Genomic DNA, 18,313 nt, shown 5'->3' with positions numbered 1-18,313 from the left:
GCCGCGGGACACTGAGGTTCCTCGCCTTGTCTCCTCGTACTCGTACCGTATGCGTCGTCATGGGCTGCGAGGGGGCTCCGGCGCCGTGCACCGCCCGTCGCAAGACGACCCGGACGAGGGAACTCACTCGAAACTGAAGCTCCGAGCGGCCAACGAGGCGAGAGCCTCTCCCCGCAGTACCAGGTGGCGGGGTCGCCGCACGACCACACAGGGTTGGTATGGGATCGCCTGAATCGCACGACGCGCCGGGCAGGGGCTCGGTGCGCCTCGCACTCCGTTACTACGGACGGGAGTTGGCCCGGCACCGACGGCTGACGGTGCCTGCGATGCTGTTACCGGCATTGGGCAACATCGGCATCAACTACATCGCGCCGCTGGTCGTCGCGAAGCTGGTCGGCCGCATCGCCGGCGACACCGGTACCACCTTTGCCTCGACGCTGCCCTACGTCCTCGGCTTCGCCGGCGTTCTGCTCCTCGCGGAGACACTGTGGCGTATCGGCCTGCACTTCCTGAACCGCCTCGACGCCCTCGGTATCGAGCACTTGTACGTGATCGGCATGGATGAGCTGTTCGCCAAGGACGCCGTCTTCTTCCACGACAACTTCGCCGGGTCGCTGACCAAACGGGTCCTGAGCTTCGCTTCCCGCTTCGAGGATTTCGTCGACACGCTGACGTTCTCGGTCGTGGGCAGCTTCGTACCGCTGGCTTTCGGCTCTGTGGTGCTGTGGCGCTACGAACCGCTCCTCGTCGTGGGGCTCTTGGCGATGATCGCGCTGACGGCGCTGTGTGTGACGCCGCTGATCCGTCGCCGCCAGGCACTCGTCGACCGGCGGGAGGAGGCGATCGCCCGGGTGTCGGGTCACGTCGCCGACAGCCTGATGAACATGGACACGGTTCGGGCGTTCGCCGCCGAGGAACGCGAGGCCGCCGAACACCGCTCCCGCGTCGCGGAATCGAGGCGGCTCTCGTTGCGGTCCTGGGACTACGGCAACCTGCGCATCGACACGCTGGTCGCGCCGATGTCCGTGCTGACCAACGCGACGGGCCTGCTGCTCGCGGTGGCTCTCGGCGGGGGTGGGCACGGCGTGGAAGCGGTCGTTGTCGCCTTCACGTACTACACCAACGCGACACGGATCATGTTCGAGTTCAACCAGATCTACCGCCGCCTGGAAAGTTCGATGACGGAGGCCGCGCAGTTCACCGAGCTGCTGCTGACGCCGCCGACCGTACTCGACCCGGCGTCGCCGGAGCCGCTGCTGTCCCGGCCTGCCGATGTCCGCTTCGAGCAGGTGACGTTCGCCCACACGGGTGCGAAGCCGCTCTTCGAATGCCTCGACCTGACCGTGCACAGCGGTGCGAAGATCGGCCTCGTCGGCCGGTCCGGCGGTGGCAAGACCACGCTCAGCCGGCTGCTGCTGCGGATGACGGACATCGACGCCGGCCGGATCCTGATCGGGGGTCAGGACATCAGCAGGCTGCGCCAGGCCGATGTGCGCAGCCTGATCGCCTACGTGCCGCAGGACCCGGCGATGTTCCACCGCACCCTGCGGGACAACATCGCGTTCGCCCGGCCGGGCGCCACCGACGCCGAGATCCGCCGCGCGGCCGAGGCCGCGCACGTCACGGAGTTCGCGGACGCGTTGCCGGACGGCTTCGGCACCATGGTGGGCGAGCGCGGGGTGAAACTGTCCGGCGGACAGCGCCAGCGGGTCGCCCTCGCCAGAGCGATCCTGCGCGACGCACCGATCCTGCTGCTGGACGAGGCGACCAGCGCCCTGGACTCCGAGAGCGAGATCCTCGTCCAGGAGGCGCTGTGGCGGCTCATGGACGGGCGGACGGCGCTTGTGGTGGCGCACCGGTTGAGCACGGTGGCCACCATGGACCGGCTCGTGGTCCTGGACCGAGGTCGGATCGTCGAGCAGGGTACGCACCAGGAGCTGCTCGTGTCGGACGGCGCCTACGCGAAGCTCTGGCAGCACCAGTCGGGCGGCTTCCTCGACGACGTCCCCGCGCGGCAACCGGACCCGCGCTGAACCCGAGCCCGCTGGATGCAGGCCAGTGCCCGCCGAGGCGGTGGTGCCGGTGGGGGCTGCCGGCCGCCGGGCCGGGGGTGCTCGGGCCGGTGGCCCCCGACCGGATCACCGGCCCGGTGTGGACCGTCCTCGTCCTTCACCGCGCGTCGGCGTGAGAAGGGAGAAGGCTCGGGGACGACTCGCCCGCAGAACCCCGGTCACGAACGCTCCCGCAACGCGGCGAAGTAGTCGTACTGGCTGGGCAGCGTGTCGACCAGGAAGCGCGCCCTGTCGCGGATCGCGGCAAACTCCTTCCGCGCCGTGGTGGGGTCGGCCAGGCCCAGCGCGGGCGAGGGGCGCAGCTCGATGGCGCCGGTGCCGAGCAGGATGGCCATGTACGAGTACGGCGGCAGCCCGTGGTAATGCGGGAAGATGTTCTCCGAGTCGGGCAGCTGCACCTGCCAGCGTTCGATGCGCTCGGCGAGCGCGTCCGGGACGGCCCGGGTCTTGGTGTCCTTCCAGTACTGCGTGTCGTTGCGTGCCGCGCCCTTGTAGTGCAGTACGAGGAACTCCCGTACGCCGTCCATCACGTTGGCGACGGCCGAGTTGTAGGCGGCACGCAACTGCGGGTGCCAGTCCGCGGCCGGGAAGTGCTTGACCAACTGCTCGATCGCGTGGTGGATGAAGAAGATGCCGGTCGACTCGAGGGGTTCGACGAAGCCGCTGGACAGTCCGATGGCGACACAGTTGCCCTTCCAGGACTGCTCGCTGCGGCCGATCCGCATGCGGATGTGGTTGGCCTCGACGTCGGCGGCCTCCGGCCCGACGAACTCACGCAGCGTGCGCTCGGCCTCCTCGGGCGAGCAGTAGTCCTTGGCGTAGACGTACCCGGTGCCGATCCGGCCGAACAGCGGGATCGTCCAGGTCCATCCCGCCTTCTGCGCGGTCGCCTGCGTGTACGGCGGGATGCCGCGCGCCTTCATGTCCAGCGGGACCTGAAGGGCGACCGCGCTGTCGTTGGGCAGCGTGTCCTGGTAGGACACGAACGGCACTCCGAGCGCCTGGTTCAGCAGCACTCCCCGGAACCCGGTGCAGTCGATGTACAGGTCGCCGCCGATGTCACCGTGCTCCTTGGTGACGATGTGGCTGATCCACCCGCGCTCGTCGAGCTTCACCTCCTGGACGTCGTCGATGATGTGTTCCACACCGCGGTCCGTCGCATAACCGGTGAGGTACTTGGCGAGCAGAGCCGCCTCGAAGTGGTAGGCGTACGGGAACTGCGTCTTGCCCTGGTGCTCGGACATCGTGAGGCCGGCGGGCTCGTCGGTCCCCGCGCCGAACTCCTGCTGGAGAAGGGAGCCGTTCAGATGGCGCGGACTGCGCCCCGCGTCGCAGAGGGACGCCATGACGAAGCAGTCCTTGTCGAACCTGCTGGTCGGCCCCTCTTGCAGCCACCAGTCGGTCAGAGGGAACCCGTCGACCGAACGCATCTGCTCGAACGGGTGGTAGAAGTGATGTCCGGGCCGTCGCCAGTCCTGGAACCGGACCGCCAGCTTGTAGGTGGCGTTGCAGGCCGGCATCCAGTCCTCCTCCTTGAGGTCGAGGAACTCGAAGAAGTGCCGGATGTCGCTGAACGTCGCTTCTCCGACGCCGATGGTGCCGATCCTGCCGGACTCGACGAGGGTCACCGACAGGCGGTCACCGAACGCCTTCTTGAGGTACGAGGCGGTCATCCATCCTGCTGTACCGCCCCCGACGATCACGACCTTGTCAGGGTTCTTCGTATTCATGCCAGTACCTCGGGTCCATGGGTAGGTGTGGGTGGGAGGTGGATGTGCGGCCGCCGGGCGGTCGGCCACGGCCGGAGCCCGCCGGGCTCAATGGCGGCCATCGGCGTCGCCCGGTGGGACTGGCCGCACGGTCTGTTCGCCGAGCCGGGGCATCAGATCCCCCAGTCGGCTTCGAGCTCGTCGATCTCTTCCTGGAGCAGATCCACGAGGGAGAGGTCGGACGGCATGAGGCCGTGCGTGTCCGGGGCGGTGAGGGCGTACTTCGTCAGCGCGTCCAGGGCCTCGAACCACAGGCCGGTCAGCGACCGGATCTCCTGCTCGTCGAAGAGCCCGGCGGGCCAGGACCAGGTCACGCTCAACTCCGGCCCCCCGAGGCGGTCGTGGGTGACCGCGTTCAGCTCCAGGGAGTGGGCGAACGGCATGTCCGGGTCCGTGGGTGCGATGCGCACGTCCTCCGGCGCCGCACCCCAGTCGGTGGGCCCCGTGTTGTCCGTTCGCACCCGTCCCAGATAGTTGAACCCGATCTGCGGGCCGGGAGCGTCACGGAGCAGCGGGGCGGTCCGCGGGTTCAGATAGCGGAGCAGGCCGTACCCTGCGCCCTTGCCGGGCACGGCGCGGATCTGCTCCCGTACCCGGTTCAGCGCGGTGCCCGCGGCGGGGCCGCCGTTCTGGATCTCGTGCCACTTGACGCCCGGGTCCACCAGGAGGGGGTGAGCGGCGGTGAACCATCCCACCGTGCGTGACAGTTCGGCCGCACCGGTCTCGTCCCGTCCGTGTCCCTCCAGGCTCAGCAGGACCGGGCTGCCGCCGCCGGTCCCGCGCCGCCGCCGCCATTCCGCGAGGGCCAGCGCGAAGCCGGTGAGCAGCACCTCGTCCACCCGGGTGTCCAACGCCGCGGGCACCGTGGTCAGCAGCGGTTCCGTGCGGTCGGCCGGCAGCACCGACGTGTGGTGCAGGCCGGTGGCCTTGGTGTCCTCGGCGGGATCCAGGGGCCGGCCGGCGAGCAGCGGGCCGGGCGCCGCCGACATCCGCTCCCACACCGGCAGCTCGGCCTCGGCGGCAGCGCTGCCGGCCCGCTCCACGAGCCGGCGCGCCCAGGTGCGGAACGAAGTGCGGACGGGTTCCAGGGCGATCTCGTGTCCGACCGCGGCATCGAGCCAGCCGGACATCAGGTCCGGGACGAGGATCCGCCACGACACCCCGTCGACCACCAGGTGGTGCAGCATCAGCAGCAGTCGGCCGGAGCGCTCCTCGCCCGCGTCGAACCAGACCGCACGCACCATGGCGCCCTCGTCCGGGGCCAGTTCCCGGCGTGCGGCCTCCGCGTGCTCGGCCAGGACCGGTGCCAGCGTGGATTCGGTGTGCGCGGACACGTCGACCCGGCGTATGCGGTGCGCCGCGTCAGTAGTCCCGGCGGGCGGGATCTCCAGGGTCCATCGGTCCGCGCAGGAGCGGTCGAGGCGTGCGCGCAGCACATCGTGCCGGTCGAGCAGGGCCTGCAGGGCCTCGACCAGCGCGTCCTGCGTCAGCCCCGCGGGCACCCGCAGCAGTACGGACTGGTTGAACCCGTCGATCGGGCTGCCCAGTTCCCGCAGCCACCCCATGATCGGGGTGAGCGGTACGGATCCGGTGCCGAGATCGGGCTCGGCGTGGTCGCCGTCCGGGGCGGCCGCGCCCGCGGCCAGGGCGAGGCCCGCCACGGTCTGGTACTGGAAGACGTCCCTCGGGGTGAGCACCAGCCCGGCCTGCCGGGCCCGGCTCACCAGTTGGATGGAGACGATGCTGTCGCCGCCCATGGCGAAGAAGTTGTCGTCGACCGTCACATCGGGGACCCCGAGCAGCTCCGCGACCAGCGCGCACAGCAGCTTCTCCCGGTCGTTGCGCGGTCCCTGCCCGCCGCCGCTCGAGTAGTCGGGCGCGGGCAGGGCGGAGCGGTTCAGCTTTCCGGTGAGGGTCAGCGGCAGCGCCTCCAGCGACACGAAGGCCGAAGGCACCATGTAGTCCGGCAGGATCGCGGCGACGTGGCTCCTGATCGCGGCGGTGTCGAAGCCCGCGCCGGCCACCGGCACGACGTAGGCGACCATGCGCTTGTCGCCCGGACGGTCCTCGCGCACCACGACGACGGTCTGGGCCGCACCGTCGAAGGACGCCAGCGCGGATTCGACCTCGCCCGGTTCGATGCGGAAGCCGCGGACCTTGACCTGCGCGTCCGCACGGCCGGCGAACTCCAACGTGCCGTCCGCACGCCACCGCACCATGTCACCGGTCCGGTACATGCGTGTCGCGCCGGGACCGAACGGATCCGCCACGAACCGCTCCGCCGTCAGGGCCGGCCGGCCGACGTAGCCGCGGGCCAGTCCGTCGCCCGCGACGTACAGCTCGCCGGTGACACCGTCGGGCACGGGTCGCATGCCCTCGTCGAGGACGTACACCCGGGTGTTGTCCATCGGCCGGCCGATGGGGAAGGAGTTGCGTTCGACGTCCTCGTCGGTGATCGCGTGGTGGACGACGGCCAGTGTCGCCTCGGTGGGCCCGTAGCTGTTGGTGAGCCGGGCTCCCGCGTTGTGTTCACGGACCTTGCGGACCGCGGCCGCCGACACGGTGTCGCCACCGATGGTGACCTCGCGCAGGTCGCGGAGGCTCTCCGCATGGTTCTCGGCGAGCAGCCGGAACACGCCCTCGCTGAACGGGCCGACGGTCACCCGGTGTTCTGTGACGGTGGCGGAGAGAGCGTCGATGTCAGTGGCATCGCCGTCCAGGGCGACGATCTGCACACCGTTGAGCAGCGGCACCCACAGTTCGTAGGTGGACGCGTCGAACGAGGGCGGCTGGTGCATCAGCTGCCGGTCGCGCCCCGCCTCGATGCCCCACCAGCGGTCCCTGACCAGGCCGACGACGTTGCGGTGGGTCACCGCGACGCCCTTCGGTTCACCCGTGGAACCCGACGTGTACATGATGTACGCGAGCCGGTCGGGCTGAACGGCCATCACGGGACGGTCACCAGGACCGTCCGGCAGTTCCAGTTCGTCGACGAGGACGACGGCGGCCGACGTGTCCGGGAGCAGCGCCGAACCCGTACGGTCGGACAGCACGACCACGCTGCCGGTGCTGTTCAGGATGTGGCGCATCCTGGCCTGCGGGCTGCGGCCGTCCAACGGCACATAGACCGCACCGGCCTTGGTGACGGCGAGCGTCGCCACGATGTTGTCGACCCGTCCGCCGAGCAGCAGAGCCACCCGGTCCTCCGCGCGGACACCCCGGTCGAGCAGGGCCCGCGCCAGACGGTCGCTGCGGGCGTCGAGCTGCTCGTACGTCAGCTCCAGCGGTCCGCACACCAGCGCCGTGGCGCGTGGCGAGCGTGCCACCTGCTGCCGGAACAGCTCGGGCAGGGACGCGTCGGGCACCTCGTGCGCGGTGTCGTTGCGGACGACCAGCAACTCGTGCCACTCCTGGTCGTCGAGCACCTCAAGGCTGCCGATGGGCAGGCCGGGTTCGGCGACGGCTGCCGCGAGCAGCCGCTGGAACCGGGCCGCGAGCGCCTCCACGGTGGGCCGGTCGAACAGGTCCTCGGCGTACTCGATCTGGCCGAGGACGCCGTCCGCCGCACCGTCCAGGCCGTACCGCTCCCAGAGGCTGACGGACAGATCGAACTTGGCGACGGGGGCTTCGGCACCCTCGACCCGTACGTCCAGCCCGGCCAGGCTCATCTCCGGCCGTTCGGTGTTGTGCAGGATGAGCATGATCTGGAACAACGGGTGCCGGGCCAGCGAACGCACCGGGTTCAGCTCTTCCACCAGTCGCTCGAACGGCAGGTCCTGGTGGGTGTAGGCGGCCAGATCGGTCTCCCGGACCCGTGCGAGCAGTTCGCGGAAGGACGGGTTGCCCGCGGTGTCGGTGCGCAGCACCAGGGTGTTGACGAAGAAGCCGACCAGCTCGTCGAGGGCGTCGTCGGTACGGCCCGCGACCGGGGTGCCGAGCGGGATGTCGGTGCCCGCGCCCAGCCGGGTCAGCAGGGCGGCGAGGCCGGCCTGGAGCACCATGAAGACACTGACACCGTTCGCCCTGGCCAGTGCCGTCAGCCTGGTGTGGGTCCCGGCGCCGAGAGCGACGGGCACGTTGGCCCCGCGGTAGCTGGCGGCCTCCGGCCGCGGACGGTCGGTGGGGAGGTCCAGCTCCTCGGGCAGGCCGTCGAGCGCGGCCGTCCAGTAGCCGAGCTGCCGGGACAGTTGACTGTCCGGGTCGGCTTCGTCGCCCAGCACCTCGCGCTGCCACAGGGCGTAGTCGGCGTACTGCACCGGCAGCGCCGTCCAGCCCGGCGCCTCGCCGCGGCAGCGGGAGGCGTACGCCTGCGACAGGTCGCGAAGCAGGGGAGTGAGGGACCAGCCGTCGCTGACGATGTGGTGTGTCACCACGACGAGCACCGCACTGTCGCCCGCGGTGAGCAGCCGGGCCCGCAGCGGCGGCCGGTCGACGAGGTCGAAGCCTCGCACGACGGTCTCGCTGATCGCCTCCGGCAGCTGCGCGGGGCTGATGTCGGACGTCTCCAGGACGGGAGCGCCTTCCACCGGGCCGAGGACGTGCTGGCCGGGCCTGCCGTCGGTCTCGGGGAAGACCGTGCGCAGGCTTTCGTGCCGGCCGACGACGTCACTCAGCGCCGCCCGCAGCGCGGCGCGGTCGACCCGGCCCGTGATGCGCAGGACGAGCGGAACGTTGTAGGTGGCGCTGGGACCTTCCAGCCGGTTGAGGAACCACAGGCGGCGCTGGGCGAAGGACAGCGGGACACGGTCGCCCCGGTCCGCCGGGACCAGTGCGGGCCGGGCCTCGTCCGGGGTGGTGAGGCGGGCGGCGATCCCGGCGACGGTCGGGGCGTCGAAGATCGCCTTGACGCCCACCCGCACACCGAGTGTGGAGGCGATCCGGCTGAGCAGCCGCATGGCGAGCAGCGAGTGGCCGCCCAGGGCGAAGAAGTCGTCGTCGACGCCGACCCGGTCCGTGCCGAGCACGTCGGCGAAGAGCTCGCAGAGGATCTCCTCCTCCGGGGTGCGGGGCGCACGCGCCATCGCCGAGGCGCCGAACCCGGGGGCGGGCAGCGCGGCCCTGTCGACCTTGCCGTTGGCCGTCAGCGGGAGCCGGTCCAGGACGACGACCGCGGACGGCACCATGTACTCGGGCAGGGTCCCCGCGGTGTGCGCGCGCAGCGGGCCGGGTGCCACCCGGGCCCCGGTCTCGGGGACGGCGTACCCCACCAGCCGCTTGTCACCCGGCCGGTCCTCGCGCACCAGCGCGAGCGCCTGCCGCACCCCGCGGGCCGACAGCAGCGCCGACTCGACCTCTTCGAGCTCGATGCGGAAGCCGCGGAGCTTCACCTGCTGGTCGGCGCGGCCGACGTACTCCAGGGTCTTGGCCGAGGTCCAGCGGACCCGGTCTCCGGTGCGGTACATCCGCGCTCCGGGCGGCCCGTACGGGTCGGGCACGAACCGTTCGGCCGTGGCGGAGGGCCGGCCCAGGTAGCCGCGCGCCAGGCCCGTGCCCGCGACGTACAGCTCGCCCACCACACCGTCCGGCACCGGCCGCAGCGCCGAGTCCAGCACATAGGCCCGGGTGTTCCACATCGGACGGCCCAGCGGGACCGGGCCCGCGGGCAGCACAGCGGCGGCCGGGACGCGGTGGTCGAGCACACCGATGGTGGTCTCGGTCGGGCCGTAGTGGTTGATCACCGCGGCCTCGGGGTGCCGCGCCCGCCACGCGGCGAGCTGCTCGCTGTGCAGCGCCTCGCCGCCGGTCATCAGCTCGACGGCCGCGGAGCAGACCTCGGGCAGGGAATCGACGATCGGTAGATGGCTGGGGGTGATTTTGAGGAAGGTCAGACCGCCCGGCACCGCCAGCCGCTCGTCCAGGTCGGCCACGTACAGGCAGCCGCCGGCCAGCAGGGTGCCGTACAGGGTGGTGAGCCCGAGGTCGAAGGAGAGCGGCGAGTGCAGCAGCGTACGGCCCCGCAGGCCCGGGTACTCCGCGGCGCTGCGCATCGCGTACTCCGCGAGGGAGCGCTGCTCGACCACGGCCCCCTTCGGCGTGCCCGTGGAGCCCGAGGTGTAGACGACGTACGCGGCGTCCGACGGGGTGGCGGGCGTGGGCCTGTCGGCGTCGCGGGGATCGGTGCCGGCGCGGCGGGCGAGCGCGTCCACCGCCTCGGCGCAGTCCAGCGCCAGCACCCGCGCCGAGCCCTCTGCCAGACGAGGGGCCTCGGCCAGGACTCCCTCGGTCGTCAGCAGCAGGGCGGGCCGGGCGTCCTTGAGCAGGAGATCGACACGGTCGCCGGGGAGCCCGGGGTCCAGCGGCAGATAGGCGGCGCCCGCCTTGCCCACGGCCAGCATCGCCGTGACGGCCTCCGCCGAGCGGGGCAGGGCGAGCGCGACCAGGGTGCCGGCGACGGCACCGCGGTCGATCAGCAGCCGGGCGAGCCGGTTGGCGCGGGCGTTGAGCTGCCCGTACGTCAGCTCCAGGTCCCCGCACACGAGCGCCGGGGCTCCGGGGGTGCGAGCGGCCTGTGTCTCGAAGAGCTGCGGCAGCGTGGCGTCCGGCGTCTCGTGAGCGGTGTCGTTGCGCACGGCCAGCAGCTCGTGCCGCTCCCGGTCGTCCAGCACCCGCAGGCCGCTGATCGGCAGGTCCGGGTCCGCCAGCGCGGCCTCCAGCAACCGGACGAACCGGCCGGTCAGCGCCTGCACGGTGGACCGGTCGAACAGGTCCGCCGAGTAGCCCGCGGCCGCCTCGACGCCGAGGGGGGCGCCGTGCCCGTCGTAGCGTTCGGCCATGCTGAAGAGCAGGTCGAACTTGGCCATGTCGGGGTCGGTCTGCCCGATCTCGGCGTGCAGGCCGGGGAACTCCACCTCCGGCCGGGCCAGATTCTGCAGCACCAGCTTGACCTGGAACAAGGGGTGGCGGGTCAGCGAGCGGCGCGGGTTGAGCGCCTCCACCAGCCGCTCGAACGGCAGATCCTGATGGCTGAAGGACGCGATGTCCGCCCGGCGGGTGCGCTCCAGCAACTCACCGAAGGACGGGTCGCCCGCGGTGTCGACCCGCAGTACCAGCGAGTTGACGAAGAAGCCGACCAGGTCGTCCAGGGCTTCGTCGGCGCGGCCGGTCACCGATCCGCCGACAGGGATGTCGGTGCCCGCGCCGAGCCGGGTCAGCAGCGCCGTCAGCGCGGCGTGCAGCACCATGAACACGGTGGCGCCGCGGGTACGGGCCACCCGCAGCACTCCACGGTGCGCTTCGGCCGTCAGCTCGAACGGAACGAGCCCTCCGCGCCCGCTGGGCACCGCGGGGCGCGGCCGGTCGGCGGGCAGCGGGACTTCCTCCGGGAGGTCCGCCAACGCCGCCGTCCAATGGGCGAGTTGCCGGGATATCGCGCTGTCCGGATCGCTCTCGTCACCCAACAGGCCGTTCTGCCACAGGGTGTGGTCGGGGTACTGCACCGGCAGCGGGGCCCAGGCGGGTTCACGCCCTTCGAGGGCGGCCGCATAGGCGACGGACAGGTCACGGGCGAGCGGCGCCGTGGACCATCCGTCGCTCGCGATGTGGTGCGTCACCACGACCAGCACGTGGTCCTGCGGGCCGAGCACCAGGAGCAGGGCCCGCAGCGGAGGCTCGCTCGTCACGTCGAAGCCCCGGCCGGCCTCCTGGGCGATCAGCGAGTCCAGCTCCTGCTCCACCGCATCCACCAGGGGCAGCGCGGGACGGGCCTCGGCGGGATCGAGGACGATCTGCCGAGGGACGCCGTCCACCTCGGGGAAGACGGTCCGCAGGCTCTCGTGGCGGGCCGCCACGGAGGCGAACGCCGTGGTCAGCGCTGCCGTGTCGAGGGTTCCGGAAAGGCGTACCACCAGGGGAATGTTGTAGGTGCCGTCAGCCGGGTCCAGCCGGTTGATGAACCACAGCCCGCGCTGGGCGTAGGACAGCGGAATCACCTGCGGCCGGTCCGTCCGGGCCGGTCCGCGGCGGGCCGGCCCGGCGGCCGGGAGCTGTCCGGCCAGGCCGGCGACGGTCGGCGCCGCGAAGAGCGCGGCGACTCCGGGATCGGCGCCGAGCGTGGCGCGGATCCGGGCCATCAGCCGGGTCGCCAGCAGCGAGTGGCCGCCCAGGGCGAAGAAGTTGTCGTCGATCCCGACGCTGTCGAGCCCGAGCAGGTCGGCGAACATCCCGCAGAGGATCTCCTCCTCCGGGGTCCGTGGCTCACGGACGGTTCCGGTCGCGAAGTCCGGTACCGGCAGCGCCTTGCGGTCCACCTTCCCGTTGGACGTCAGCGGCAGCTCCGGCAGCGGGACGAGAACCGACGGAACCATGTGCTCCGGCAGCACGGCGGTCAGCGCGTCCCGCACGGACCGGACGTCCTCGCTCCCCACCACGTACCCGGCGAGCCGGCGGTGCCCGCCCGGTGCGGTGATCACGCAGGCCACCGCGTCGGTCACCCCTTCCTGGGCCCGCAGCTGCGCCTCGACCTCGCCCAGCTCGACGCGCTGGCCCCGGATCTTCACCTGCGCGTCCTGGCGGCCGAGGAATTCCAGCTGGCCGTCCGGACGGTGCCGGACGCGGTCCCCCGTGCGGTACATGACGCTGCCGTCGGCGGCGAAGGGATCGGGCACGAAGGCGGCGGCGGTCCTGCCCGGGTCGCCCAGGTACCCCCGTCCGACACCCGTGCCCGCGACGTACAGATCGCCCGTGATGCCCGCGGGCACCGGCTGGAGCTCGTCACTCAGCACATACAGCCGAGTGTTGCGGATCGGCCGGCCGATCGGTGCCGTGGTCCTCGCGTCCTGTGTCCGATCCGCCGTGATCAGGGCGTGGGTGACGTCGTCGGAGCACTCGGTCGGGCCGTAGGCGTTGACGAGGGGGACGCCCTCGAAGCGGGCGAACCAGCGCCGGCACAGCTCGCTCGGCAGCTCCTCACCGGTGACGACCAGCAGGCGCAGCGACGGCAGGGACGGAACCTCCGCGCCGTCGTCCCAGGTGTCCAGCGCGGCCCGCAGCACGGACGGGACGACTTCGAGCACGGTGACGTCCTGGTGGGCGACCCGGCGGAACAGGCCCGGTGCGTCGGCCGCGAGGGCGTGCCCGACGGCGAGTACCCGGCCGCCGACCACCAGTGGCGCGATCATCTGCCAGACCGACACGTCGAAGGTCAGCGGGGCGTTCTGGACCACCGTGTCCTGGGCGGTCAGGCCGAGGTCGTCGACCTTCGCCAGCAGATGGTTGTTCATTCCCCGCTGGTGCACCATGGCGCCCTTGGGACGTCCGGTGGAGCCCGAGGTGAAGATGACATAGGCGAGCTGTTCCGCGGCGGGCGCCACCGCTTCGCCGCCGGGCGCCTCGTCGGCGGCCGTGTCGAGCCGCAGCACCTGTGGCTCCGGCTCCGCCGCTCGGGCCGCCTCGGCGGCCGCCTCGTGGCACCCGGGCCCGGCCAGGAGCCAGCGCGCGTGCGCGTCGGACAGCAGGGCAGCGGTGCGGCCGGCCGGCGCGCGGGTGTCCAGCGGGAGGTATGCCGCTCCGGCGGCCAGGATGCCGAGGAACGCGGTGACCGCGTGGCCACCGCGCTCGGCGAGCACGGCGACCACGGCATCGGGGCCCGCCCCGCGCGAGCGCAGACGCGCGGCCAGTGACGCGACGCGGGCCATCAGTTCCCGGTACGTGATGTCCCCGTCGTCGTCCGTGACCGCGACGGCGTCCGGACGTTCGGCGGCGACGTCGCGGACCCGGCTCACGAGATCGGTCAGGGACTCCGGCGCCGCGGTCCCGTTCCACTCCTCCAGCAGCCGATGGGTCTCCTCCGGGGTGAGGATCCGGGCGCTGCCGATGCGGGTGTCCGGTGCCTCGGCGGCGACGGAGACCAACCGGCCCAGCCGGGCCAGGAGGGACTGGGCGGTGGTCCGTTCGAAGACGTCGGAGCGGAACTCCAGGGCGACGAGGATGCCGCCCGCCTCTCCTGCCGTCGAGAGGTCCTCCCGGACGTTGAACGAAAGATCGACCTTGGCGTTCCCGGTCGCGACGTCGAGCAGTCCCAGACTCAGACCGGTGGCCTCGGGCAGCCGGCGCTCCGCGCTGTCCATCGCGAGCATGACCTGGAACAGCGGGGTGCGGGCCCTCGAACGCGTCGGGTTGAGCACCTCCACCAGCCGCTCGAACGGCAGGTCCTGGTGCGCGTAGTCGCCCAGATTGCCCTGCCGGACCCGGGCCAGCAACTCCCGGAAGGTGGGGTTGCCGCCGGTGTCCGTCCGCAGCACCAGGGTGTTGGTGAAGAAGCCGACCAGCTCCTCCAGCGCGTCGTCGCCACGCGCTGCCACGGGGGCGCCGACGGCGATGTCGGTGCCCGCGCCCAGCCGGGTCAGCAGCGCCGAGAGCGCGGCCTGAACGACCATGAACACGCTGGTGCCGCTCGACCGGGCCAGTTCACCCACGCGATGGTGGAGTTCCGGTCCGAGAGCGAGGGTGACCAGACCGGCGGGGGCCGCCGCGGTCGGCGGAAGCGGACGGTCGAAGGGAAGGTCGAGGCTTTCCGGCAGGCCGTCCAGCCGCTGCTTCCAGTAGGCGAGCTGCCGCGCGGCGCGGCTCTGCGGATCCTCCTCGGCGCCCAGCAAGCGGTGCTGCCAGGCGGCGTAGTCGGCGTACTGCACGGGCAGTGGGGCGAGTCGAGGTGCTTGTCCGGCGCACCGCGCGTCATAGGCGGCGACGAGGTCGCGCAGCAGCGGCGCGAGCGAATCGGCGTCCGCGGCGATGTGATGCAGCAGCAGCAACAGCACGTGCCGGCCCGGTTCGAGGCTGAACAGCGTCGCCCGCAGCGGGGGTTCACCGGCCAGATCGAAGGGGCGGGCCACGGCCGAGGCCAGGCGGCCGGACAGATCCGCTTCGGAGACGGTTTCGGCGCCGAGCGCGCAGCCCGTGCCGGGGGCGAGGATCTCCTGTACCGGGACGCCCGCGTTCTCCCGGTAGACGGTGCGCAGGATCTCGTGCCGGTCGGTGAGATCGCCGAGTGCCGACTCCAGCGCGGGCCGGTCGAGTTCACCGGTGAGCGTGAGGACGAGCGGAATATTGTACGCGGCCTCGAAGGTCTCCAGCTGGTGCAGGAACCACAGCCGTCGCTGGGCGGGGGAGAGCTCAAGAACGCCGTCCCGCTCCACCGCGGACAGGGCCGGCACGCCGGCCGCCGGGGCCACGAGGTGCTCGGCCAGCCGCGCCACCGTGGGAGCCGCGAAGACGGCCTCCACTCCGCATTCCACGCCGAGCGCGGCGCGGACGCGCCGGGCTGTCCGCGCCGCCAGCAGGGAGTGGCCGCCCAGGGCGAAGAAGTCGTCGTCGATCCCGACGGATTCGAGGCCGAGGGCCTGGGCGAAGATCTGGCACAGCGTCCGCTCCCGGGCAGTGCGCGGCGCGCGCCCGGCGCGGGCGCCGTCCGAGGCGCTGGGGTGCGGCAGTGCCGTGCGGTCGGTCTTCCCGTTCGCGGTGACCGGTATGGCGTCCAGCACGGTGAAGACGGTGGGCACGAGGTGGCCGGGCAGCGTCGCGGCCAGCCGCTCACGGAGCGCGGCAGGGTCGAGCCCGCCGCCGGCGGGCACGACATAGGCGGCCAGGGAGGGTTCACCCGTCGCGTCCCGGTACACGGCGGCGGCGGCCCGACCGACGCCGGGCAGCCGCAGCAGGGCGGCTTCGACCTCCCCGAGCTCCACCCGGTATCCGCGGACCTTGACCTGCTCGTCGGCGCGGCCGACGAATTCCAGCGTGCCGTCGGAGCGCTGCCGTACGAGGTCCCCGGTGCGGTACATGCGCTCGCCGGGCAGCCCGAAGGGGTTGGCGACGAAACACTCCGCGGTCAGCTGGGAGCGCCCCAGATACCCGCGAGCGAGGCCGGACCCCGCCACGTACAGCTCACCGGTGGTCCCGGGCGGCACCAGGTGCAGCGCGGTATCGAGCACATACACCCGGGCGCCGGCGAGGGGACTGCCGATCGGCGGTTCCCCGGTGCCGTCCAGGGCGTCGCTCATCGTGGCGGCCACGGTGGTCTCGGTGGGACCGTAGGCGTTGACGAGGAGCCTGCCGGGCGCCCAGCGGGACGCGAGCTCGGCCGAGGTCGCCTCGCCTCCCACGAAGAGGTTTATGTCCGCGGGCAGATCGCCCCCGGCATCCATGACGGCCAGCGAGGAGGGCGGCAGGAGCGCGTGGGTGATGTGCGCCTGCCGGGTGAAGGAGGCGAGCGCGTCCCCGGGCATCAGCCGGTCCGCGGACGCCAGCACGAGCGTGGCTCCGGACAGCAGGCCCATGCACAGTTCGGCGACCGTCGCGTCGAATCCCATGGCGGCGAACTGCAGCACCCGGCTGCCGGGCCGCACGTCGAGCCGCCGGATCAGGGAGTCGGCCAGCCCGGGGATGCCCCGGTGCGTGACCACCACACCCTTGGGGCGGCCGGTGGACCCCGAGGTGTAGATGACATAGGCCGGGTGAGCAGCCGTCAGCGCCGCTGTCCGGTCGCCGTCCACCGGATCGTCGTCCGGCCGGCCGGCCAGGTCGCGCACGACTTCGGGGTCGTCGAGCCGCAGCGGGCGGCACTCCGCGGCCTCGGCGGCGGCCGCCGTACCGGACTCCACGAGCACGGCCACGGGAGCCGCGTCCCGCAGCACGTATCCGATACGGGCCGGCGGGTACGCCGGGTCGACGGGCACGTAGGCGGCGCCCGCTTTGGCGACGGCGAGGGCGGCGACCACGAACTCGGTCGAACGGGACAGCAGGAGGGCGACCCGGTCCTCGGGCCCCACGCCCCGTGAGATCAGCGCATGGGCGAGGCGATTGGCCCGCCGGTTCAGCTCCGCGTAGTCGAGGACGGTCCCCCCGTACTCCACGGCCGGCGCCGCGGGCGACGTCCGGACCTGGTGCTCGAAGAGCGCGGGCAGCGTGGGCCCGGCCCCGTCGGGGCCCGTCGGGACGGGCTGTGCAACCAGGGCCTCGATCTCGTCGTCGTGGAGCAGACCGAGTCGGCCGACCGGCACGTCGGGTTCGCCCAGTGCCCGCGCCACACGGCCGATGAACTCCAGATAGCGGCCCTGGACGGCGGCGGCCTCCTCGGTGCGGTACAGCTCGGGGTGGACATCGAAGTCCACCCGGATCCGGCTGCCGTCGGCCCGGTCGTACACGGAGATGGCGAGGTCCTCGATGAGCCGCAGCGACATGTTGTGCGCGTCGCTCCGGCTCCCGGCGAAGCGCAGGTCGTAGTCGAACGGGACCACGTTGACCAGCGGGCCGAAGTACCGGCGGTAGTCGTTGGGCAGTCCCAGATCGCGCCGCAGGTCCTCGCCCCGGTAGCGCTGGTGGGACACGAGGCCGCGCAGCGCGGCACGGGTCCCCGCCAGCAGCTCGGCCACGGTGGTGCCGGGGGTGACCGCCACCCGCAGCGGCAGGACGTTGGCCACCATGCCCGGCGCCAGGCGTGACCGCGCGTCGTGGCGCGCGGTGACCGGCAGGCCCAGCACCACGTCGGTGAGCCCGGTCGTACGGTGGAGGAAGGCTGCGGTCGCGGCGATCAGGATGCGCGACCTGGCAACCCCGATGTGCTCCGCCGCGGCCGTGAGATCCTGCTGGACCTGCGGCGGCAGGCAGGCGGTGTGCCGGACGGACTCGGCCGACGCACGCAGGGGTCGGGCCGCCAGGGCGATCGGCTCCGGCCGGTCGGCGAACGTCTCCCGCCAGAACGCGCGGTCCCGCTCGAATTCCCCCGACCCGCGGTAGGCGAAGTCGCCGTCGAGCAGCGTGCGCACCGACTCGAACGGACTCGGCTCCGGCGCCGTGCCGGCCGCCAGAGCGCTGTAGACGTCCGCCACCCTGCGCACCAGAAGGGCGGCGCCCACGCCGTCGAGCAGGATGTGGTGGTACGCGTGGTACCAGAACCACCGGTCGTCGCCGGCACGGAACAGCGCGTAGGTGAACAGCGGAGAGCGGGTGAGGTCGATCCGCCTGCGCAGGTCTCGCCCCATCCACTCCTCGGCGGCGCGCCCGGGGTCCGGTTCACCGGACACGTCGACCGTCTCCAGCTGCCATCGGGGCGGCGGGCCCACCACCTGGCGGGGCCCGTCCTCGGTGTCCAGGAACCTGATGTGCAGGGCGTCCGCCTCGGCGAACACCTGCCGCAGAGCCTGTTCGAAGAGCGCGGGGACAAGGGGACCGTGGATTTCCAGGTACTCGGCAGCCCTGAAGATCGGGCTGTCCGGATCGACCTGCGAGGCGAACCAGACCCCGGACTGTGCGCCGGTCAGCGGAAAGGTCTGCTCGCCGTCAGCGAAATACTGAGATCGGTCCATGACTCCTCGACACTCATTTCACTTGCGGAGGTGCGGGAAATGGCGTGCGGGGAGCCTCCCGCACAGCGCATTCCGCACAAGAAACGGATGTGGATTACCCGGCGACGGGCCACCCCGGATTCGCCAGGACACTATCCAGCCCGGCCGTCGGCGGGCTGGATGTGTTCTGTACGGT

The 18,313-nt window shown here is 72.1% G+C and carries 3 protein-coding genes; 1 reads left to right on the top strand and 2 read right to left on the bottom strand.

Annotated features, from left to right (window positions below; genetic code table 11):
* Window positions 1-218: 218 nt before the first annotated feature.
* A complete protein-coding gene (locus ACFVT1_RS07320) occupies window positions 219-2,033 on the top strand; it encodes an ABC transporter ATP-binding protein (RefSeq protein ID WP_389793392.1) in 1,815 nt (604 codons plus the stop codon).
* Between the two features lie 197 nt (window positions 2,034-2,230).
* On the opposite strand, the gene ACFVT1_RS07315 is transcribed toward ACFVT1_RS07320, so the two are convergent.
* Together ACFVT1_RS07315 and ACFVT1_RS07310 are read right to left on the bottom strand one after the other, a co-directional pair.
* On the bottom strand, window positions 2,231-3,802 hold the full coding sequence (locus ACFVT1_RS07315) for a tryptophan halogenase family protein (protein ID WP_389793391.1): 1,572 nt from the start codon (window positions 3,800-3,802) through the stop codon (window positions 2,231-2,233).
* Window positions 3,803-3,954: 152 nt separating this feature from the next.
* Window positions 3,955-18,138 carry an amino acid adenylation domain-containing protein gene (locus tag ACFVT1_RS07310; RefSeq protein WP_389793390.1) on the bottom strand — a complete coding sequence of 4,728 codons (14,184 nt, stop codon included), beginning with the start codon at window positions 18,136-18,138 and terminating at the stop codon, window positions 3,955-3,957.
* Window positions 18,139-18,313 lie beyond the last annotated feature (175 nt).

The organism is Streptomyces sp. NPDC057963, assembly GCF_042887155.1.
Lineage (GTDB): Bacteria > Actinomycetota > Actinomycetes > Streptomycetales > Streptomycetaceae > Streptomyces.
This window is presented reverse-complemented; position numbering and strand designations above follow the sequence as displayed.